The organism is Enterococcus sp. DIV1337a (assembly GCF_051712285.1).
Lineage (GTDB): Bacteria > Bacillota > Bacilli > Lactobacillales > Enterococcaceae > Enterococcus > Enterococcus faecalis.
Genome location: NZ_JBIOOP010000001.1, coordinates 118,539 through 138,466 on the forward strand (window position 1 = coordinate 118,539; position 19,928 = coordinate 138,466).

At 40.6% G+C, this 19,928-nt stretch carries 18 protein-coding genes; 9 read left to right on the forward strand and 9 right to left on the reverse strand.

Annotation, left to right across the window (positions count from 1 at the left end; all coding sequences use genetic code 11):
* Positions 1-7: 7 nt before the first annotated feature.
* Positions 8-688 (reverse strand): type 1 glutamine amidotransferase domain-containing protein, encoded by a 681-nt coding sequence (locus IGL49_RS00520; RefSeq protein ID WP_104854649.1) that lies wholly within the window; start codon positions 686-688, stop codon positions 8-10.
* A complete protein-coding gene (locus IGL49_RS00525; protein ID WP_104854648.1) occupies positions 685-1,020 on the reverse strand; it encodes an ArsR/SmtB family transcription factor in 336 nt (111 codons plus the stop codon). The genes IGL49_RS00520 and IGL49_RS00525 overlap by 4 nt, the downstream gene beginning before the upstream one ends.
* A 179-nt stretch (positions 1,021-1,199) precedes the next feature.
* Here IGL49_RS00525 and IGL49_RS00530 point away from each other — a divergent pair, with 179 nt between their 5' ends.
* From IGL49_RS00530 to IGL49_RS00540, 3 genes are all read left to right on the forward strand, one after another.
* Positions 1,200-2,216 carry an NADP-dependent oxidoreductase gene (locus tag IGL49_RS00530; protein ID WP_162782659.1) on the forward strand — a complete coding sequence of 339 codons (1,017 nt, stop codon included), beginning with the start codon at positions 1,200-1,202 and terminating at the stop codon, positions 2,214-2,216.
* A gap of 210 nt (positions 2,217-2,426) precedes the next feature.
* The gene (locus tag IGL49_RS00535; protein WP_104854647.1) at positions 2,427-4,934 is read left to right on the forward strand and encodes an EndoS/ChiA family endoglycosidase; all 2,508 of its coding nucleotides are present in this window, start codon (positions 2,427-2,429) and stop codon (positions 4,932-4,934) included.
* A gap of 716 nt (positions 4,935-5,650) precedes the next feature.
* Positions 5,651-6,919: a RidA family protein gene (locus IGL49_RS00540; protein WP_104854646.1), complete on the forward strand. Its 1,269-nt coding sequence runs from the start codon at positions 5,651-5,653 to the stop codon at positions 6,917-6,919.
* Between the two features lie 242 nt (positions 6,920-7,161).
* Here the strand turns inward: IGL49_RS00540 and IGL49_RS00545 are convergent, their stop codons facing one another.
* A complete protein-coding gene (locus tag IGL49_RS00545; protein ID WP_104854645.1) occupies positions 7,162-7,605 on the reverse strand; it encodes a MepB family protein in 444 nt (147 codons plus the stop codon).
* Positions 7,602-9,014, reverse strand: a complete 1,413-nt coding sequence (locus tag IGL49_RS00550; protein WP_104854644.1) for a PLP-dependent aminotransferase family protein — start codon at positions 9,012-9,014, stop codon at positions 7,602-7,604. The genes IGL49_RS00545 and IGL49_RS00550 overlap by 4 nt, the downstream gene beginning before the upstream one ends.
* Positions 9,015-9,111: 97 nt before the next feature.
* Between IGL49_RS00550 and IGL49_RS00555 the strand changes: the two genes are divergently transcribed.
* Both IGL49_RS00555 and IGL49_RS00560 read left to right on the forward strand, forming a co-directional pair.
* Positions 9,112-10,077 (forward strand): ornithine cyclodeaminase family protein, encoded by a 966-nt coding sequence (locus tag IGL49_RS00555; protein WP_104854643.1) that lies wholly within the window; start codon positions 9,112-9,114, stop codon positions 10,075-10,077.
* A gap of 1 nt (position 10,078) precedes the next feature.
* On the forward strand, positions 10,079-10,867 hold the full coding sequence (locus IGL49_RS00560; protein WP_104854642.1) for a PhzF family phenazine biosynthesis protein: 789 nt from the start codon (positions 10,079-10,081) through the stop codon (positions 10,865-10,867).
* Positions 10,868-10,914: 47 nt separating this feature from the next.
* On the opposite strand, the gene IGL49_RS00565 is transcribed toward IGL49_RS00560, so the two are convergent.
* From IGL49_RS00565 to coaA, 4 genes are all read right to left on the reverse strand, one after another.
* On the reverse strand, positions 10,915-11,460 hold the full coding sequence (locus IGL49_RS00565) for an ATP:cob(I)alamin adenosyltransferase (RefSeq protein WP_162782658.1): 546 nt from the start codon (positions 11,458-11,460) through the stop codon (positions 10,915-10,917).
* A 151-nt stretch (positions 11,461-11,611) separates the two neighbouring features.
* On the reverse strand, positions 11,612-11,908 hold the full coding sequence (locus IGL49_RS00570) for a hypothetical protein (RefSeq protein WP_104854640.1): 297 nt from the start codon (positions 11,906-11,908) through the stop codon (positions 11,612-11,614).
* A gap of 194 nt (positions 11,909-12,102) precedes the next feature.
* Entirely contained in the window at positions 12,103-13,665 is a 1,563-nt protein-coding gene (guaA, locus tag IGL49_RS00575; RefSeq protein ID WP_002356158.1) for a glutamine-hydrolyzing GMP synthase, read from the reverse strand.
* Positions 13,666-13,976: 311 nt separating this feature from the next.
* Positions 13,977-14,900 (reverse strand): type I pantothenate kinase, encoded by a 924-nt coding sequence (gene coaA / locus IGL49_RS00580; RefSeq protein ID WP_002356160.1) that lies wholly within the window; start codon positions 14,898-14,900, stop codon positions 13,977-13,979.
* Positions 14,901-15,054: 154 nt separating this feature from the next.
* On the opposite strand from coaA, the gene IGL49_RS00585 reads away from it, so the two are divergent.
* Positions 15,055-15,642, forward strand: a complete 588-nt coding sequence (locus tag IGL49_RS00585) for an SGNH/GDSL hydrolase family protein (RefSeq protein WP_104854639.1) — start codon at positions 15,055-15,057, stop codon at positions 15,640-15,642.
* Positions 15,643-15,656: 14 nt separating this feature from the next.
* The gene (locus IGL49_RS00590; protein WP_104854638.1) at positions 15,657-16,265 is read left to right on the forward strand and encodes a class I SAM-dependent methyltransferase; all 609 of its coding nucleotides are present in this window, start codon (positions 15,657-15,659) and stop codon (positions 16,263-16,265) included.
* A gap of 32 nt (positions 16,266-16,297) precedes the next feature.
* Here IGL49_RS00590 and add read toward each other — a convergent pair whose 3' ends face one another.
* The gene (gene add, locus IGL49_RS00595; protein ID WP_104854637.1) at positions 16,298-17,311 is read right to left on the reverse strand and encodes an adenosine deaminase; all 1,014 of its coding nucleotides are present in this window, start codon (positions 17,309-17,311) and stop codon (positions 16,298-16,300) included.
* 158 nt (positions 17,312-17,469) lie between these two features.
* On the opposite strand from add, the gene IGL49_RS00600 reads away from it, so the two are divergent.
* Both IGL49_RS00600 and IGL49_RS00605 read left to right on the forward strand, forming a co-directional pair.
* Positions 17,470-18,477, forward strand: a complete 1,008-nt coding sequence (locus IGL49_RS00600) for a substrate-binding domain-containing protein (protein ID WP_104854636.1) — start codon at positions 17,470-17,472, stop codon at positions 18,475-18,477.
* A gap of 140 nt (positions 18,478-18,617) precedes the next feature.
* Complete coding sequence (locus tag IGL49_RS00605; protein WP_104854635.1) at positions 18,618-19,919, forward strand: pyrimidine-nucleoside phosphorylase; 1,302 nt, start codon at positions 18,618-18,620, stop codon at positions 19,917-19,919.
* The last annotated feature ends 9 nt before the right edge of the window (positions 19,920-19,928 follow it).

Sequence of the window (19,928 nt, forward strand, 5' to 3'; positions counted from 1 at the left end):
TGTTGTTTCATGTTGATAATTGTTGAATTAACAATCTTGCAACAGCGCGGACAGAAAAAGGATTTTGCCCAGTGATTATACGGCCATCTTGATACGCAAATTCTTTATAGGGGCGTTTCTTCGCAAAAGTAGCACCATGTTCTTTGGCAATTGTTTCGTTTAAGAAAGGAACAACTGCTTTTTTCATGGCTAAAATTTCTTCTGCCGTAGTGAAGCCAGTAATGGTTTTATCTGCAATCAAATAATTTCCTGATGCATCTTTGACATTTAAAAGACCAGCAATTCCGTGACAAACAGAAGTTAGGTATTTGCCCTGTTCGTAAAGGCTGCGAGTGATTGCTTGCAACTGAGGATTATCAGGAAAGTCCCACATAACGCCATGGCCTCCTGTAAAGTAAATTGCTGCGTATTCATCTGGCTCAATTTCTTCAAGAGAGAGGGAATGCGCTAGCGCTCGTTCTTGAAAATCAGCACTTTCGTAAACCGCCATAATGGATGAATCTACATATTTCATACTCCGGGGGTCCAAGGGGACATAGCCTCCTTGGGGACTAACATAGTCAACTGAAAATCCTGCTTTGGTTACTTCTTCCACGAACTCCGTGGCTTCACCAAGCCAGAGGCCAGTCGGTTCTTCGGTGCCGTGATAACGAGAAACGTTTGTAAGGACTATGAGAATTTTTTTCATGCTTGCTTCCTCCCTGGCATAATCGACGTAATGTGGGTCAATAGTTGTTGGAGTTGCTTAATTTTGGTGATATCGTGAGAAAGTGAGTAATAATTTTTAGTTCCTTCACTGCGACAATCAATTAATTTGGCTTGTTTCAAAATTTTTAAGTGGTGAGAAACCGCGGGCCGTGAGAGCTGTGTCGCCTCTGTTAACTCAGTGACACGACGGCCAACACAGGCTTGGTCTTCTAGCAGTGCAATAATAATTGCTTGACGTTTTTCATCACCCAACGCGATTAAAAAATCACTAAGCGCAGTAAATTCTGTTTGAATTTCTTCTAACTCTTTCATATTTTCCCGCCTCTTTGGTTCGTATTTTTAAACGATTAAACCATTTTTCGTGTTTTTTGTCAATGAAATACGCTGAGGGCTGAAACTTGACGTGGATTCCATTCTTCGTTAAGATACTAATTGATTAAAGGTTTAAACTTTTAAACCAATAAAAGTGATAGAAAGAGAGGAAAGATTCAATGATGAAAGCCGCTTTAATTCATAAATACGGGCAAAAAGAATTAGCAATCGAGGAGGTGCCCTTACCCACCATTCATGACAATGATGTTTTGGTCAAAATTATCGCTGCCAGTATTAATCCGATTGATTTAAAAACAAAAGATGGCAAAGTAAAGATGCTTTTAAATTATCAAATGCCACTGATTTTAGGCAGTGATTTTGCTGGGATTGTTGTCTCTGTTGGAAAAAATGTTCAAAATTTTAGGCTGGGCGATGCAGTTTACGGGCGAGTACCCAAAAATCGCGTGGGAACTTTTGCTGAATATATTGCAGTGGATCAAGCGGCTGTAGCTATGAAGCCGAAAAATTTGACGTTTGAAGAAGCTGCGGCCATTCCGTTAGTCGGTTTGACAAGTTATCAAGCGCTACATGATATTATGCATGTGCAGCTAGGCCAGAAAGTCCTGATTCAAGCAGGTTCAGGAGGGATTGGAACCATTGCGATTCAATTAGCAAAACTAGCGGGCGCTTACGTTGCCACCACAACGAGTAGTAGAAATAAAGAATGGGTTCAAGCGTTGGGAGCAGATGAAGTGATTGACTATCGGACGCAAAATTTTGAAGAAGTTTTATCCGACTACGATTATGTGTTTGATACAATGGGGGGTACAATCTTAGAAAAAGCTTTCTCAGTGGTTAAACCTCAGGGAAAAGTCGTTACATTGTCAGGCATTCCTAATGAACGTTTTGCTAAAGAGTATGGCTTGCCGCTTTGGAAACAATGGGCCTTTAAAATAGCCACTCGCAAGATTCATCGCTTGGAGCAAGCCACAGATGTTAGTTATCATTTTTTATTTATGCGTCCAGATGGCGATCAATTAGCTTTACTCACTGAGTTCATTGAACAGGGAAAATTACAGCCGATAATTGACCGAGTCGTTCCTTTTAGCCAAATTCAAGAAGCGGTAGATTATTCATTGACAGGACGAGCGCAAGGGAAAATTGTTGTGAAAATCGCCGATGTTGATCACGACTAAGTAAAGGAGACTTGCAAGAAAAACAGGCCTATTTTTCTTGCAAGTCTCAAAGTTTACCATTTAAACGCCGTCTAACGAAAGTGATTTTAGACGGGGAAAGATTTTTATAGAAAATCCTCATTTTTCCAGTTTCTATTTTGCAAATTCGTTATTTTTTGTTATTCTATTGATGGTTGTGTATGCGCTTTCTTTTTGGGCGGATACACAAAAATGAACGGAGTGCAGAAAGGAATGGTGTTCAAAGTGGGGAACAATTTATCGACAAGAAGAGGAGAAAACAGAGAAACAATTGTCAGTTGGCTGGGTCTTTCGTTATTGGTTGGCTTGGCGTTTATCTTATTTAGTTTGTTTCATCAACCGATGGTCAGCCAAGCCAATGAGCCGACCCAAGAGAAACATTTTATGGTTTACTATCGGGCCTGGCGTGACAAAACGATGCAAGGGGTTAATACAACATTGCCAGATGAAAATTGGCTAACGATGCACGATATTCCTTATGGTATTGACATTGTGAATGTCTTTAGTTATGTGCCAAAAGGACAAGAAGCACTTGCACAGCCATTTTATGATACGTTAAAAAATGAGTATGCGCCAGCACTGCATGCACGAGGTGTTCGTTTAGTTCGTGGAATTGATTACAGCGAACTATTAAAAGTTCCTTATGCAGGAGCAACGCCTACAGAAGCAGAATTTGATGCTTATGCGAAAGAGTTGTTAACCAAATTTGTCGATGATTTAGGAATTGATGGGTTAGATATTGACATGGAAACTCGTCCAAGTGAAAAAGATATTGTTCTATCTAATGGTGTCATTCGTGCATTATCAAAATACATTGGACCGAAGTCGGGAACGGATCGTCCATTTTTGTATGATACCAATGCAGAATATTTACCACCTTTACAAGATGTCAGTGACTGTTTCGATTTTCTCGCGTATCAACAGTATGGTAGCGATGACCAACGCACGCAACGAGCATTAAATAATTTAAGTCCGGTTCTCAATGGGGAACGATTTGTTCCAGGATTAACTTTCCCAGAAGAGCAAGATCGCAACCGCTGGTATGACACAAAAGAGCCGTATATGGAAAGTAACATGTATAAAGTAGCTCGTTATTCTTATGAAAATAATTTAGGGGGCATGTTCCTCTATGCCTTAGATCGCGATGGTCGCACCTATAATGAAGACGATTTAAATCAGATAAAACCTTCCAATTTACTTTGGACAAAAACGGCCATTGCAGAGAGTAAAGGCGTTTCTCTTGCAGAGATGAAAGCGGCTGCGCAACACTATTTAAAACGAATTAGCTACGCCAACACAGACCTTGAAGCACAAAATAAAGCCGCAGAAGCAGTGACACAAGCAACAACGCTTTATGATGTGAATAAAGCTATTTTAGGTGGCGATTATGGCCAAGGGATTTCAAATACCTATGATGCTGAATTAGAAAAAGGCCTGTTAGCCATTGACTTAACCACTTTATATCGTGCGTTGGATCAAGCAGTTACAGCCATTGAAAAGGCAGAAAACTATACACCAGAAACGATTCAAGCACTACAAACAACAAAAGAGACAGTCGCAACAGAACTTGCGGGAAAAACGTATACAGCCGCACAAGTGACTACTTGGCAAACGGAGGTCCAAACAGCTTTGGATAATTTAAAAGAGAAACAAACACAACCTTTAAAAAGTGTCTTTTCCATTGATGCGGGAAGAAAATATTTTTCCGTGGAACAACTGGAAGAATTAGTGGCCAAAGCCAGTCAAAATGGGTACACAGATGTCCAATTAATTTTAGGTAATGATGGCTTACGGTTTATCTTGGATGATATGTCGGTCAATGTGAATGGTAAAAAATACAACCACAACCGGGTTTCAAAAGCAATCCAACGAGGCAACAACGCGTATTACAATGATCCTAATGGCAACGCGTTAACACAAAAAGAAATGGATCGGTTGTTGGCTTTTGCGAAAGCGCGCAACATCAACATCATTCCCGTGATTAACAGTCCAGGACATATGGATGCGTTGTTAGTGGCTATGGAAAAACTAGCGATTAAAAAGCCCGCTTTTGATGGCTCAAAACGAACAGTAGATTTAGGGAACCAAAAGGCAGTGAATTTCACAAAGGCGATTATCAGTAAGTACGTGGCTTATTTTTCCGCGCATAGTGAAATTTTCAATTTTGGTGGCGATGAGTATGCAAATGATGTCGACACAGGCGGCTGGGCAAAACTGCAATCTTCTGGGCGCTACAAAGATTTTGTCGCTTATGCGAATGATTTAGCTAAAATAATTAAAGATGCGGGCATGCAGCCAATGAGCTTTAATGATGGCATTTATTACAACAGCGACGATTCTTTCGGTACATTTGACCCAGAGATTATTATTTCTTACTGGACAGCAGGTTGGAGTGGATATGACGTAGCCAAACCTGAGTACTTTGTTCAAAAAGGACACAAAATTTTTAATACCAATGATGCGTGGTATTGGGTAGCTGGCAATGTTGATTCTGGCATTTATCAATATGACGATGCTTTAGCAAATATGTCGAAAAAAGCGTTTACGGATGTGCCAGCAGGTAGCCCAAATCTTCCAATTATTGGAAGTATTCAATGTGTTTGGTATGATGACCCTCGTCGTGACTATGATTTTGAACGAATTTATACGCTAATGGATACGTTCTCGGAAAATTATCGTGAGTATATGGTTGTTAAATAAAACTAGTTAAAGGCAACGAGTTATCTATAAAGACTGATCCTGGGACAAAACCTGATAAACGGCGGGAACAGAACCAACACTACGCGTTGCTCCGATCTCAACAACTTCTAAGAGCTAAAGCTCTAAGAGTTGAAGGTCCTTCGGAAATAAGCCGAAATTGACTTTCTCACACAAGTGTTCGGCGCATCTTAATCCTTCCAAGTGTTGAGAATCACGAAGAACGTAGTGATTCGATGATGAACAATACCTACTTCGCAGAGCTCCGATCTCATCAATCTCTAAGTGATAAATCACTAAGAATTGAAGGACTTGGTCTCCAAAAATTAAAGAACACAGGGTCCTTCAATTCTAGCATGTTCCATGCGTAGAAATTGATGCGAACGAAACGGAGTGTAGTGTATCATGCAACATCAACTCGTACCTCGTTGTGTTTTATGACAATTTTCGGAAATTTCTTCTTATTTCTCGGAGCTAAACGGTTCTTTCCCGACCTCAGCCTTCTTTAACTGAAGAAGATTTGTTTGAGTGCCAACAATCAATTTAGGAATGCCTTATTGAAATGTTCCTGTTCTTATTGTAGACTGAAAGAAGTGGTGGTGGAAAGCTATCACCACTAATAGAAAAGCAGGAAAATAAAAAGGAGCTTGTTGGAAGTTTAATGTTTGAAAATGTAAGCGGAATCATTTTTGTTGGAATGCTAAAAAAGGAGTAGAGTTATGAGTAATGAAAATATCGTCTTAGCAAGAAATACAGAGCGTGCACCAAAGCATCCTCTCGCAGCCCAAACAGTCGCATTTTCCCACTATAATCATTTGTCGGCACAGTTACCTATTGAGCCAACCTCTGGACAATTGGTAGAAGGTGGCATTCGGGCCCAAGCGACACAATGTTTGAAAAATATCCAAGCGGTTGTTGAAAGTATCAACCATGTGATGAGTGACATTGTCAGAATGACCATTTTTGTCAAAGATATGCGGGATGCTGCCGCAGTTGAGGAGGTCTATGCGGCCTTTTTTACCCATTATTATCCAGCTAAAACAGTGGTCGCCGTCGCAGATTTGCCGTTAGGCGCTTCTATTCAAATGGAGGCACTTGTTTCAAATGGGGAAGGAACTATCCCTAATGCACCTCAAGCTGGGGATTTAATTAAATTAACAAATCAGACTGTTCAGGCACCAATTGATGCTCTAGCCAGTCAAACGGTCGCGTTTTCTCACTATAACAATCTGTCTGCACAATTGCCTATAGATCCTCAAACGGGCAGAGTTGTGGCTGGCTGTGTTAAAACGCAAACAAAACAATGTTTGAAAAACATAAAAGCCATTTTAACCAGTATTGATGTGCCTTTTGATGATATTGTGAAGGTCAATATTTATTTAAAAGATTTATCTAAGCTAGAAGCTGTCAATCAAGTATATGCCGCTTTTTTCCCAGATTCAGGAATTGCGCGTACGGTCAATTACATGCCAGCACGAACAGTGATTGCTGTTGCTGATTTACCAATGGGCGCGGTGGTTCAAGTAGAAGCGGTGGTTTCTCATGGGGATGGTACGCCACCACAAGCGATTGAAGATCGACATGGATTAATTATTGAAGCAAATAATACAGATCACGCACCGAAGTGTCCATTTTCGACACAAACTGTTGCTTTTTCTCATTACAACCATCTATCAGCTCAGCTACCATTGGACCCTAAAAAAAATGCGTTAGTCGCTGGCGGAATCAAGGAACAAACGACGCAATGTTTAGAAAACATCAAAGCGACTATTGAAAGTGTGGATCACAGCTTAGCTGATCTGGTGAAAGTGAATATTTTTGTGAAAGAGATTGAAGAGCTGGCGGCAGTGGATGACGTCTACCAAACGTACTTCCCTGAAGGCACGCCTGCCAGAAGAGTGATTGGTGTGACGGATTTACCAAAAGGTGCCCAGATTCAAATCGAAGCGATTGCTGGGAACGCAGAAGGTACGCCACCAATTGGCTAAACAGTAAAATAAACGAGGTCGGGACAGAAGCGTTTAACTCCGAGAAATAAGAAGGAATTTTCGAAAATTGTTCTGTAATTTTTGGAGAATTTCGGCTTATTTCCGAAGGACCTTCAACTCTTAGAGCTTTAGCTCTTAGAAGTTGTTGAGATCGAAGCAACGCGTAGTGTTGCTTCTGTTCCCGCCGTTTATAAGTTTTTGAGCGTGGAGCAAAAATCCAAAGTGATTTTTGTCCCACGCTCTTAGTATTTAGATAAATCAGTAAAGTAAGTTAGTTGCCATTTTTGTGTTTTTTTCGCGGTTTGATTAAGATTTTGGCACCAAGAAGGATAAAAACGGGCCGCCATTTTGCCTTTTTGTTGGTGCGTTTTGAGAATTTTTTGTTGGATTAAACATTCTTTCGGCAGAAGAAAGAGACCTTGCTTTTCTTGGTCGTCAATGACAATTGCTAACATTTCAGGGGCTTCCGTTGCATCAAAGGCTTCGTTCTGATTTTGTTGATTTTTTTCCCAGAAGGCTACAAAATAGCCTTCTTTTTTCGGCGTTTTTTTGGCTAAGCGACTGCGGATAAGTTGTTGCGATTCATTAACTTGGCATAAAAAGCCTTCATATTCGGCATTTTGTTGTTCTTCGGAAAGCAGCGTGATTGCGCCCACGGCTTTTTCTAGTATTGGCAATGAATTCATAGTGAGTGTCCTTTCTTTTCGTTTAACGTTGGTAAGAGTTCTTGAATAATGGTTAATCCTTTCGCCAATACTTCAAGCTGATTGGAGGCCAAGGAAATTCGTAAAAAAGCATCTGGCTGATTTTGCACAGTAAAGCGGCTCGAGTGAAAAAGACGCACTCCATTTTGAAGAAATACTTGTTCAATTTGCGGCGCCGTTTTTTTGGTAGAAAGGGGAATAATTCGGTAGTACGGCAAAGGATTGCTAGGTCTAGCTAACCCAAAAATGGTATCAAATAAGTCATTAGCTTGTTTTGTTAAAGCCAATTTTTCTATCGCCAATTCTTCTGCAACTGGTGAGCGTAAGACTTGGGTGACAATTTCAGCATCAAAGCCAGAAGTTTTAACATTAATGTTAAAAATCGCACGCTCGATTTCTTGACGAAGAAGTGGGGGGAAAACAAGGTATGCAATGCGTAAGCCTGTACAGACAAATTTTGTCATCCCCGCTAAGTAAATCGTTTGTTGAGGTAAGAGTTCTTGAAACGTTGGTAAAACTGCTTGCTGCGCATAAGTTGTTAAAAAAGAATGAATGTCATCTTCAATTACCCATAAGTGTTCTTGCTGAATGATTTCAGCTAACGTCATTCGGCGGGCGCTAGACATTTGGAAACCAATCGGATTATTACATGCGGGCATTAAGAAAATGCCGTGTATTTTTTTCTTTTTGCATTCTTGCAGTAAATGCTCTGGGTCCATCCCCTCGGAATCATAGCCAATCGGGACGATTTCTAGGTGATAAAGCTGGGCGAGTTCAATAAAATTTGAATATGTGTATCGATCTACGGCAATCCGCTGACCTGGAGAAAAAGCAGCGGCTAACGTCACGGCTAGCCCATTCTGGACACCAGATACAATGGCAATCTCTTCAGCATTGGTTCGAACGCCTTGTGTCTGAAGCCATTCGGCAGCGGTTGCTCGTTGAAAGTACGTACCTAAAGGATCGCGATAATTTAGCAAACTGTTAAGGGCCGCATTTTTACTAACGGATTCAACAAAAGGCAAAATCCGCTGATTACACATATCAAAGGAACTAACCAGCCCTAAATCAATTAGATGATCCGCTACTTGGTTGGTAGAGATTGTAATTGAGTGAAACGCGTTGGGAGAAACGAAAGTGCCGCTACCGATGTTGGTATAAAGTAAGCCTTTTTCCATAGCGTGTTTATAGGCTTGACCAATCGTCGTGAAATTCAGATCCAAGTAATCAGCTAATTCTCTTTGCGAAGGCAATTTCACATTTTTTTGAAGTGCACCAGATAAGATATCTGCTTCTAATTGTTGAACCAATGATTGGTAATAAGGTCTTGTTAAACGTTCTTTAACAGGGCGCCATGACAACGCATAGTTCTCATAGGAATTAATCGGCATGAGGGGAACTTCCTTTCTATAAAATTGTATTCCATACAATTATAGCATTGAGTGTATTGTTTGTCTGGTTTATGATAGCGCAAAGGGAGGAATTCAGATGGACATTATTTCTTACGAGAGGGTTATTCAACAATTGTCGTTTTCCGAAGCAATTCAAGTGATGAAACGTTGCTTTGCTGAGTTGGAAAAAGGCAAAATTTCGCAAAGTGAGCGCCATGTAGAGGTTTTACCAGATGGAGAAAATCAGAATCTTTTTGCATTAATGCCTGCTTACTTAGGGAAAAATCGCTTTTTTGGGGCAAAAATCATTACAGCTTTTCCAGAAAATCCGCAAAAAAATTTGGCCTCACATCTTGGTCAAATTCTATTGTTTGATAGTTCTACTGGAAGTCCAGTCGCGATGATGGATGCCAATGCGATTACGTGGCTTCGCACAGCAGCTGTTTCTGCTTTGGCAACTGATTATTTAGCAGCTCCAAGGGCAAAAAGTATCGCTTTGATTGGTGCGGGCCAACAAGCTTCGTCTCATCTCGCAGCGCTACAAAGCGTTCGGGCGATTGAAAAGGTTTTTATATATGACCGAACGGCAGAACGCGCACGAAAATTAATCGCTAAGCAACAGCACAATTACCCCGCATGTACCTTTATTGGTTGTTCTTCTGTCCAAGAAGCCGTCCAGGAAGCAGAAATTATCTGTACACTAACTTCCAGTCAGGATGCCTTTTTAGAAGAAAAAGACGTTTTGCCGAACGCACATATCAATGCGATTGGTACATTCACGCCGACTTCCAGAGAATTAACAAGTGACCTTGTTAAAAACAGTCAAGTGTTTGTAGATGAGTACGCGGCTGCATTAAAAGAAAGCGGGGATCTTTTAATTCCGATTTCAGAAGGTGCCTTTTCAGCTGAAAAAATTGTAGGTTCTCTCGGCGAATTAGTGACTGGCAAAGTTAAACTAAAGGCGGAGCAGAAAGGCCTCACGATTTTTGATGCGGTTGGCTTAGCAGTTGAGGATTTATGTTGCGCGGAATATATTTATCAAAAAATGCAAGGAGAGAAATAAAATGAGTTATCCCTATTATATTGTCGATGCTTTTGCGGAGGAAGTTTTTAAAGGCAATCCCGCAGCTGTGTATGTTTTGGAAAAATGGTTACCAGAAGCGGTGATGCAAAACATTGCGATTGAAAATAATTTGTCAGAGACTGCTTTTACGGTCAAAGAGGGACAGAGTTATGCCTTGCGTTGGTTTACGCCGGAACGAGAAATCGATCTGTGCGGGCATGCTACATTAGCGACGGCTTTTGTGTTATTTAATTATTATTCTGTTGCGGAAGAAACGCTTCATTTTATTAGTCAAAGCGGACCGCTCGCAGTGACTAAAAAAGAGGAATACTATTATCTAGATTTTCCTTATATCCTGCCGGAAAGAATTCCAATTTTGCCAGAGTATGAAGCCGCTTTAGGAGCGGAAGTTTATGAAGCTTATTTAGGCCGCGATTTATTTTTTGTCTTAAAAGACGAAGAGACAGTGGCAAAAATCACACCAGATTTTTCTGCATTAAAAGCATTGGATTTAGGCGTAGGAGTCATTATAACGGCACCAGGGGACTCGGTGGATTTTGTTTCACGGACTTTTTTCCCGAAACTAAGAATTAATGAAGATCCAGTTTGTGGTTCTGCGCACGCCAATTTAATTCCTTATTGGGGAAAACGGCTCAATCAAACGACCCTTTCGGCCTATCAAGTGTCCCCAAGAGGCGGCTTTTTAACTTGTGAAATGAAAGAAGACCGAGTGATTATTGGGGGTACTGCTAAACTATTTGCAAAAGGGGAAGCTTACTTGCTTGTATAAAAATACACCGTCCGCTAGCAATTCGTCGTTAGCGGACGGTGTACTTTTTAAACAGAATAGTTGCGAGAAACAAAGGGGACTTCTTCACCATTTTCGAGCTGATTTAGATACAAAGCTAACATGAAAAAATAACCTGAGAGTAAGTTGACTACATCATACAGCTGCGGATCAATTTTTTTACCACCATAGTCCATGCGATAAAGTAAACGAACAATATCTTTGGCTTTGGCCCTTAAAATGTGTGCATAAGAGGAACAGATCGTACCCATCGGTAAAACAAAAGGACGATTTTCTTCGTATGTCAGTTCATTCATAGCATTGACACGTTCCAAAAGCCAGGCTATTTCTTCCTCTGTGACTGTTAATTTTGTTCGGGTCGTTGGATTGACATGGTAGATTAACTCGCAAATTTTGGCTAGTTCTTCTGTTAGTGCAGGCTGTTCAGGGACGTCTAATTGTTGCACATATCCTCGTAGAAGACCTGTCATCGAGGCCAATTCATCAGTCATTAACTCAAAATCACATCGTAAATCTTCTGGTTTAGAAGATAGATACGGGTATGCTTCATACGGACTGCGGTACATTTTTTTCATTCAATTTCCCTACTTTCTAAAAAATAAAAAGCCCTCAAAAAGAATGCACGAAAGCCAATCTTTTTGAGCGCCGTTGCTCGACTGTTCACAGTACGCCATTGTACTTGCTAAGGTAATCATAGCCAAGAGTGAAGGGAGAGTCAAGGGGGAATCAAAGTTGGAGAAAGAAAATGAAGCTAAGAATTACCAGAAGTAAACCAATCAATAAACTGACAAGACCAGAGATTTGACCTACTCGTTGTTGGGTAGAAGAAGACTGGTCGGTAACTGTGAGCAAATTTGAGAAAAAGTTCATTTTTTTCACGAGTATTAAATACGCAACAATAAGCAAAAGAACACCCGAAAAAAAGTACGAAAGGGGCTCAGAAATAACTTTTTGGGCACGAAGTAAAAAAATTCCTATGAAGAGGACGACAAAACTATACTTAAGAAAAGTTTCTTTTGACATGTTGAAATCGCTTCCTTTTTATTGATGAATTTTATTAATAGCCACTATTCTTATGATTAAATTATAGGACTTTGAGGGCGGTGGAGCAAAGGAAAAATGGAGAATGGCGGGAGGAAAGTGTGACCAAGCAGTGATCAATAAAAAATAAAACCTCTAGAAAACCTATTATATAGGCGTTTCTAGAGGGTTGGTTGTTATTCCCATTCCACAGTTGCAGGTGGTTTTGAAGTAATATCGTACACGATACGGTTTACATGTGCAACTTCGTTCACGATGCGCACAGAGATTTTTTGTAAAACATCCCAAGGGATACGGGCAAAGTCAGCGGTCATACCGTCGATAGAAGTCACAGCACGGATACCAACGGTGTAATCGTAGGTACGGCCGTCACCCATAACGCCTACTGAGCGGATGCCAGGTAAGACAGTAAAGTACTGCCAAATGTCACGATCTAAGCCAGCTGCCGCGATTTCTTCACGAAGGATAGCATCTGAATCACGAACGATTTGTAATTTATCTTCTGTAATTTCACCAAGCACCCGAATACCTAATCCTGGTCCTGGGAATGGTTGGCGCCAAACGATTGCATCAGGCATGCCAAGTTCAGTTCCTAAGGCACGAACTTCGTCTTTAAATAATGTATTTAAAGGTTCAATTAATTCAAATTGCATGTCTTCAGGAAGACCACCAACGTTGTGATGTGATTTAATTGTTTGCGCAGTTTCTGTACCAGATTCGATGACGTCTGTGTAAAGAGTTCCTTGTGCTAGGAATGAAACGCCTTCTTCCCCGGCAAGTTTAGTTGCTTCGTCATCAAAAACATACACAAATTCGTTACCGATGATTTTACGTTTTTGTTCAGGGTCAGAAACGCCTGCTAATTTGCTTAAGAAGCGTTCTTTCGCATCTACTTTAATAATGTTTAAGCCAAATTTACCGCCTAAACTTTCCATTACTTGTTCCGCTTCACCTTTACGTAGTAATCCGTGGTCAACGAAGATACAAGTTAATTGGTCGCCAATGGCTTTTTGTAAAAGCACACCGACAACGCTTGAGTCAACGCCACCTGATAAACCAAGTAAGACTTTTTTATCGCCTACTTGTTCACGGATTTTAGCGACTTCCATATCGATGAAGTTTTCCATGCTCCAGTCACCAGTACAGCCACACACATCAAAAGCAAAGTGACGTAATAAGTCGTTACCATATTCTGAATGACGAACTTCTGGGTGAAATTGTACACCGTAGAATTTGCGGTTGGCATCTTCGATAGAAGCGATTGGACAGTCGTTGCTTGTCCCAACTTTTTCGAATCCAGGAGCGATTTCTGTTACTAAATCACCGTGGCTCATCCAAACGGTTTGTTTCGCAGGTGTTCCTTGGAATAAGGTCGCATCACCAAGGATTTCTAATTCTGCTTTTCCGTATTCACGGTTTGCGGCAGGTTCTACTTTTCCGCCTAAGTTATGAGTCATTAATTGCATACCGTAGCAGATGCCAAGAATGGGAATTCCTAACTCATAAATTTCTGGATCAATGCTAAAAGCATCTTTGTCATACACGCTGTTTGGTCCACCTGAGAAGATGATTCCTTTAGGCGCGATTTTGCGAATTTCTTCTGCCGTAGTTCGGTGGCTTAATAACTCAGAGAATACGCCAAATTCACGAATACGACGAGTAATCAATTGGTTAAACTGACTACCAAAGTCTAAAACAATAATTTTTTCGACAGATGTCAAATCGGCAACGTTAGTCACGTCTATTACCCCTTATCCATTTAAATTTATCTAAAGAAAAGGCGGTTAAAAAGTGGTCAGCGCCAAGAATTAAGAAAGGATTTTCAAAAATTGTTTTATGATTTTTAGAAAATTTGGGCTTAATTCCGCAGGGGCTACTTTCAAACAGCCGAAAATCAGGCGGTTAAAAAGTGGTTCACTTTTGTTCCGTACTCTTCTTTGTCTAGCTATACTTATTAAAACATTTTACTCCTTGAAAGTCATGCATTCTGCTGAAAATTTTCAAGGATATTTCTACAAAAGATACAGGATATTTCTTAGCTCGTCAACCCTTAATATTTACGTAGATAGATTTGGTCAATCAAATGATTTTCCGTTTTATGCAAAATAATGTCCGCACGTCCGCGCGTTGGCAAGATATATTCCTCCAAGTTCGGCAAGTTCACGGTTTTCCAAACATTCCGTGCCATGGCGAAAGCATCTTCTCGTTTGCCAATTGCATATTGGTAATAATAATTATTAGGATCTAAGAAAGCCGTATCTAATAAGGCCCCAAAACGTTCTAGGTACCATTTTTCAATTAAGGCTGGATCGGCATCCACAAAAATAGAAAAATCAAAAAAATCACTCACATAAATTTGTTGATTGGCGGGCAACTGTAATGTGTTAATGCCTTCAACAATCAAAATATCTGGTTGTTGAATCAACTCATATTCGCCTTCGATAACATCGTAGACACTGTGAGAATAGACGGGTGCTTTAATTTCGTCTTTGCCGCTTTTGACTTCGTTTAAGAAATTAATTAGCTTCTCCATGTCATAACTTTCAGGAAACCCTTTTCGGTCCATAATTCCCTGTTCTTCTAACACTTTATTGGGATACAAAAATCCATCCGTTGTAATGAGTTGAACGTTTCTTCGTTTAAACGTTCGGGCCAGAATTCTTTGCAAAAGACGAGCGGTGGTGCTTTTACCAACGGCGACACTGCCGGCAATTCCAATGATGAATGGTGGTACAGAGACATATTCATGTAGGAATAATCCTTTGCTAAGTGTGAGCGATTCAAATTCTTTCATGTATAAATGAATAAGATGCGTTAAGGGCACATAAATTTCTTGTACATCTTTTAGTGAAATTTGGTCGTTCACACTTTTAATGTTATCCAATTCTGCTTCGGTTAACGGTGCTTTGCCGTCATGATAAAACCCATGCCATTCTTCTCTGGAAATTGGGTAGTAATTCATTTTATCGTCCATTGTTCCTCCACCAAACCCTGTTCAATCTTTGTACATTTTACCATAATTTCACAAGGGAAACACAGGATTTTACAAAAGAATTCCCTTCTTCGCCAATTTATGATGAAAATGGTATCATGAAAAGAGAAAACTGTTAGAAATGAGGGGAAAAGCCATGAGAAAAATTGTATTATTTGGTGATAGCATTACTGCTGGTTATTTAGACGAAGCCGTCTCACCTGTTCTTGTTGACTTAGTGAAGCGGGATATTGCTGCGATGGGTCTAGAAGAAGTGGCCATTATTAATGCTGGAATGCCTGGCGATACAACAGAAGATGGTTTAAAACGATTAAATAAAGAAGTGCTAATTGAGAAACCTGATGAGGTGGTGATTTTCTTTGGCGCCAATGATGCGTCACTGGATCGAAATATAACAGTAGCTACGTTTAGAGAAAATCTTGAAACAATGATTCGCGAAATTGGTTCAGAAAAGGTGATTTTAATTACGCCACCATATGCGGATAGTGGCAGACGTCCAGAACGTCCACAAACGCGTATCAAGGAATTGGTCAAGGTTGCACAAGAAGTCGGAGCGGCACATAACCTGCCAGTTATTGATTTGTATAAAGCGATGACTGTTTATCCCGGAACGGATGAGTTTTTACAAGCGGATGGTTTGCATTTTTCACAAGTGGGCTATGAATTATTAGGTGCCTTGATTGTTCGAGAAATAAAAGGTAGACTAAAACCAAAACAAGCATAGATAGGAAGAACAAAATGGCGAATCATTATTATACAGAAAATCCAGAATTAGCACATGATTTAGAAAGCTGGTCTTTTCCATTACGTGGTCGGACCTTTCAGTTTACGACCGATAGTGGGGTCTTCTCAAGAGGAACAGTGGATTATGGTTCTCGTGTGTTGATTGATGCTTTTGAATGGGAAAATTTACCAGCAGGCCGTTTGTTAGATGTTGGTTGTGGCTACGGACCAATTGGGTTGTCCTTAGCGGCGGCGACTGGTCGACTGGTGGAAATGGTAGATGTCAACCAACGGGCGGTTGGGCTAGCTCAAATGAACGCCCAACGCAACCAAATTACTACTGTGGATATCCACTCCTCCAATGTGTATGACACCTTAAACGAAACGACCTACGCGGCAATTGTTAGCAATCCGCCCATTCGTGCAGGAAAAAAAGTTGTCCATGGCATTTTAACAGGGGCTTTTCCGTTGTTGAAAGTTGGTGGCACATTGACGGTGGTTATTCAAAAGAAACAAGGTGCACCTAGTGCAGAAAAGAAAATGGCTGAAGTATTTGGCAATGTTGAAATTGTGACAAAAGACAAAGGCTATTATATTTTACGAAGTGTGAAAGAAGCAGAGTAAAAAAGAACCGCCACTTTAGTGGAGGTTCTTTTTTAGAATAGATACGCTTGATCAATTTTTTGGTTCAACAGTTTTTTTTCGTCTGGCGATAAAAAAGCACCTGCAAGCGCATTTTTGGTGAGTTGCTTCATTTCGTCATAACTTAATTGATACCAAGTGGCCAATTTCATGAATTCTTTCGTTAACGTAGTATCTGAAACAGTGCGATTATCGGTATTGATGCAGACGGCTAAGCCAGCCTCTATAAATTGTTGAAAAGGGTATTCAGCCAATGTTTTGACGGTGCCTGTTTGGAAGTTGCTAGTTGGACACATTTCTAAAAGGACCTTTTTTTCTTTTAAGAGCGCCAAGTATTCGGGTGTATCTTTCAAAGCAATACCGTGACCAATCCGAGTGGCACCTAAAGTGACAGCATCAGCGACATTTTTGCCACAGCCGCATTCCCCAGCGTGGAGTGTTAATGGAATTGACAATTGGTTGGCTAAAGCTAATACGTCTTCAAATGTGTATGGAGGAAAATCGACTTCATTGCCAGCTAAATCAAAGCCGACAACGCCTGTCTCTCTGAAATCATGCGCTAAGTGAACGATTTTTTCTATGGCTTGTTGTTGGTCATGCCGCATGCCACATAACAGTGCATTGCTTTTTACACCAAAATCTTCTTCGCCTTGTTTTAAGCCAGTTAAAACAGCAGTCACGATTTCCGGTAACCGTAAGCCTTTTTCTGTATGTTGCGAAGGCGCAAAACGCACCTCTATGTAAGCCACGCCATCTTCGGCAGCTTGGCTAATCACGTCATACGCCGCTGCTTGCAAAGCTTCGGCTGTTTGTAGACAGGTTAGCACGAAGTCGAACCGAGTTAAATAATCATTCAAATCGGTGCATTTTTCAGGGGCAACCACTAACTCTTTCAAGGTTTGTTCGTCTTGGGGTAATGGAATGTTTTGTTTTTCAGCAATGGTGCGTAAAGTGGTTGGTCGAATCGACCCATCTAAGTGACAGTGCAGCTCGATTTTTGGTAATTGACGGACACGGGATTCTTCCATGGAAAAATAGCCTCCATTTTCTTTTGTTTTTTAATCTTTTTAGTCTATTTCTTTTGTCTTTTTTTTGTTAAAATGTAAAAGATTCGATAAGTATTTTGAAGACTGTAACACGTCGACAAATGTCTGTCAATGCAAAAGGAGACGTTGGGAGGGGCGCGATGAAACTAACGATTAAAGAAATTGCTGATATGGCTGGTGTTTCTGTCACAACCGTCTCACAAATTCTGAATAATAAAGGGAGTCGTTTCAGTGAAAAAACCCGCAACAAGGTGTTGGCGGTAGTCGCTGAAAATCATTACAAACCAGATTACTTTGCTTCGAATGTAATCAACCGTCATTCCAAAACCATTGGGATGATTGTGCCAGATGTGACGGATTTCTTTTTCTCAAAAGTAATTGAAGGTGTGGAAACATATTTAAATTCGTTAGGCTACATGATTTTATTATGCAATTCAAAACATGATTCCGAGCAAGCGATGCAATATGTTAGCGAGTTGATTCATCGGTCGGTGGACGGCATTATTTTTGCCACGCCGAATGTTTTGCCAGAAAATCATATTTTAAAAGACCGACGAGAACATCCGATTCCTGTCATTCTTGTCGATCGCGGGATTAATCCACGAGATAACGGACGACTAATCGTTAAAGAGTATGAAGGTGCTTATCAAGCGGTCCATCATTTGATTCAACAAGGGCATCAGCATATTGGTATGTTGCGCGAAAGTGCCGGCTATTATCGTTTGACGGAACGAGTGACGGCGTATCAGCATGCGTTACAGGACAACAATTTACCTTTTTGTCCACATTATGTTTGTGCAGGGGAGCTGAACTTACATGGTGGCTATGCTGCGGCGAAAGAAGTCTTGAAAAATGAAGAAATCACAGCAATTTTTTGCGGCAATGATGAAATGGCGATGGGGGCCTATCAAGCCATTGAAGAAGTGGGCAAGAAAATTCCAGACGATATTTCGGTGGTTGGTTTTGATGGCTTGGAAATTTCCGAATATTTGGTGCCGAGTTTAACAACCGTCTATCAGCCGAGTTTTGATATTGGCTATTATGCAGCAAAATTTTTGGTGGAAGCTATTGCAGATCCAACAGGGAAAGTCCCGAATAAAGTATTTGATGCGACGTTTATTGCTAGAAAAAGTACAAAACCGATTTAAAAAACAGCTTAGAAATAGAACGTTCGTGTTGTTTGCGTTTTCACAAGAAAAAAATAATAGTAAACTGGTTTACTAAATGGTTTAAAGCTGAACGATTTTGTTGTATAATACATTATCGGGAAATCGGAGGGAACGAATTCATGAGAATGGTAGACATTATTGAAAAGAAACGTGACGGGCATCAACTAACAAGCGAAGAAATTCAATTTATTATCAACGGATACACAGATGGTTCAATTCCAGATTATCAGGTAAGTGCCTTTTTAATGGCTGTTTTTTACCAAGATATGACAGACGAAGAAATTACACAAATGACGTTAGCAATGGTCCATTCAGGCGAAATTGTGGATCTTTCTTCTATAGAAGGAATCAAAGTCGACAAGCATTCTACAGGTGGCGTAGGCGACACTACGACGCTTATTTTAGCGCCGTTAGTTGCTAGTGTCGGGGTCAATGTAGCAAAAATGTCTGGTCGTGGCTTAGGCTACACGGGTGGTACGTTGGATAAATTAGAAGCGATTCCTGGCTTTAAAGTTGAATTGACAGAAGAACGTTTTATTCAATTGGTGAACGATACAAAAGTGGCAGTGATTGGTCAGTCAGGTGATCTGGCACCAGCAGACAAAAAACTTTATGCGTTACGTGATGTGACCGCCACTGTTGACTCAATTCCATTAATTGCAAGTTCCATTATGAGTAAAAAAATTGCCGCAGGGGCAGATGCGATTGTTTTAGACGTGACTACTGGTGAAGGGGCCTTTATGAAAGACCTAGCAAGTGCTCGTCGATTAGCGGAAACAATGGTTCGCATTGGGAAACTGGCAAATCGCCAAACGATGGCAGTAATTTCAGACATGTCACAACCTTTAGGGGAGGCCATCGGAAATAGTTTAGAAATCGTTGAAGCAATCGAGACCTTGCAAGGAAATGGGCCAGAAGATTTAGTGGAAATGTGCTATGTCTTAGGGAGTCAGATGGTCGTTTTAGCTAAAAAAGCTGAGACATTAGACGAAGCACGGGCTTTATTAGAAGAAGCTTTAACAAGCGGTCGAGCGCTCGCAAAATTCAAAGAAATGATTGAAAATCAAGGCGGCGACGGTTCCGTTGTTGACCAGCCAGAAAAATTATTAACCGCGACTTATCAATTTGATTTACCTGCCAAAGAAACAGGCGTGGTACAAAAAATCGTTGCCAATGAAATTGGTGTTGCCGCAATGTTGCTGGGCGCTGGTCGTGCTACGAAAGAAGATACGATTGATTTTGCAGTTGGCTTGAAACTTCACAAAAAAGTAGGGAGCCCAGTTGAAAAAGGCGAATCATTATTAACCATTTATGCCAATCGTGAAGACGTGACAGAAGTCGAACAATTGCTTTATAAAAACATTGAAATTGGACCAACCGGCGAAGAGCCTATTTTGATTCATGATATTATTACGGAATAAAACAAAAAG

What these genes read in the sequence shown, in the direction of transcription:
- coaA (WP_002356160.1), bottom strand. Translation starts at nt 14,900, where the DNA reads ATGGACGATAAAATGAATTACTACCCAATTTCCAGAGAAGAATGGCAT.
- IGL49_RS00565 (WP_162782658.1), bottom strand. Translation starts at nt 11,460, where the DNA reads ATGAAAAAAATGTACCGCAGTCCGTATGAAGCATACCCGTATCTATCT.
- IGL49_RS00555 (WP_104854643.1), top strand. Translation starts at nt 9,112, where the DNA reads ATGGACATTATTTCTTACGAGAGGGTTATTCAACAATTGTCGTTTTCC.
- IGL49_RS00590 (WP_104854638.1), top strand. Translation starts at nt 15,657, where the DNA reads ATGGCGAATCATTATTATACAGAAAATCCAGAATTAGCACATGATTTA.
- IGL49_RS00585 (WP_104854639.1), top strand. Translation starts at nt 15,055, where the DNA reads ATGAGAAAAATTGTATTATTTGGTGATAGCATTACTGCTGGTTATTTA.
- IGL49_RS00520 (WP_104854649.1), bottom strand. Translation starts at nt 688, where the DNA reads ATGAAAAAAATTCTCATAGTCCTTACAAACGTTTCTCGTTATCACGGC.
- add (WP_104854637.1), bottom strand. Translation starts at nt 17,311, where the DNA reads ATGGAAGAATCCCGTGTCCGTCAATTACCAAAAATCGAGCTGCACTGT.
- IGL49_RS00525 (WP_104854648.1), bottom strand. Translation starts at nt 1,020, where the DNA reads ATGAAAGAGTTAGAAGAAATTCAAACAGAATTTACTGCGCTTAGTGAT.
- IGL49_RS00530 (WP_162782659.1), top strand. Translation starts at nt 1,200, where the DNA reads ATGATGAAAGCCGCTTTAATTCATAAATACGGGCAAAAAGAATTAGCA.
- IGL49_RS00550 (WP_104854644.1), bottom strand. Translation starts at nt 9,014, where the DNA reads ATGCCGATTAATTCCTATGAGAACTATGCGTTGTCATGGCGCCCTGTT.
- IGL49_RS00535 (WP_104854647.1), top strand. Translation starts at nt 2,427, where the DNA reads ATGAACGGAGTGCAGAAAGGAATGGTGTTCAAAGTGGGGAACAATTTA.
- IGL49_RS00600 (WP_104854636.1), top strand. Translation starts at nt 17,470, where the DNA reads ATGAAACTAACGATTAAAGAAATTGCTGATATGGCTGGTGTTTCTGTC.
- IGL49_RS00560 (WP_104854642.1), top strand. Translation starts at nt 10,079, where the DNA reads ATGAGTTATCCCTATTATATTGTCGATGCTTTTGCGGAGGAAGTTTTT.
- IGL49_RS00605 (WP_104854635.1), top strand. Translation starts at nt 18,618, where the DNA reads ATGAGAATGGTAGACATTATTGAAAAGAAACGTGACGGGCATCAACTA.
- IGL49_RS00570 (WP_104854640.1), bottom strand. Translation starts at nt 11,908, where the DNA reads ATGTCAAAAGAAACTTTTCTTAAGTATAGTTTTGTCGTCCTCTTCATA.
- IGL49_RS00540 (WP_104854646.1), top strand. Translation starts at nt 5,651, where the DNA reads ATGAGTAATGAAAATATCGTCTTAGCAAGAAATACAGAGCGTGCACCA.
- IGL49_RS00545 (WP_104854645.1), bottom strand. Translation starts at nt 7,605, where the DNA reads ATGAATTCATTGCCAATACTAGAAAAAGCCGTGGGCGCAATCACGCTG.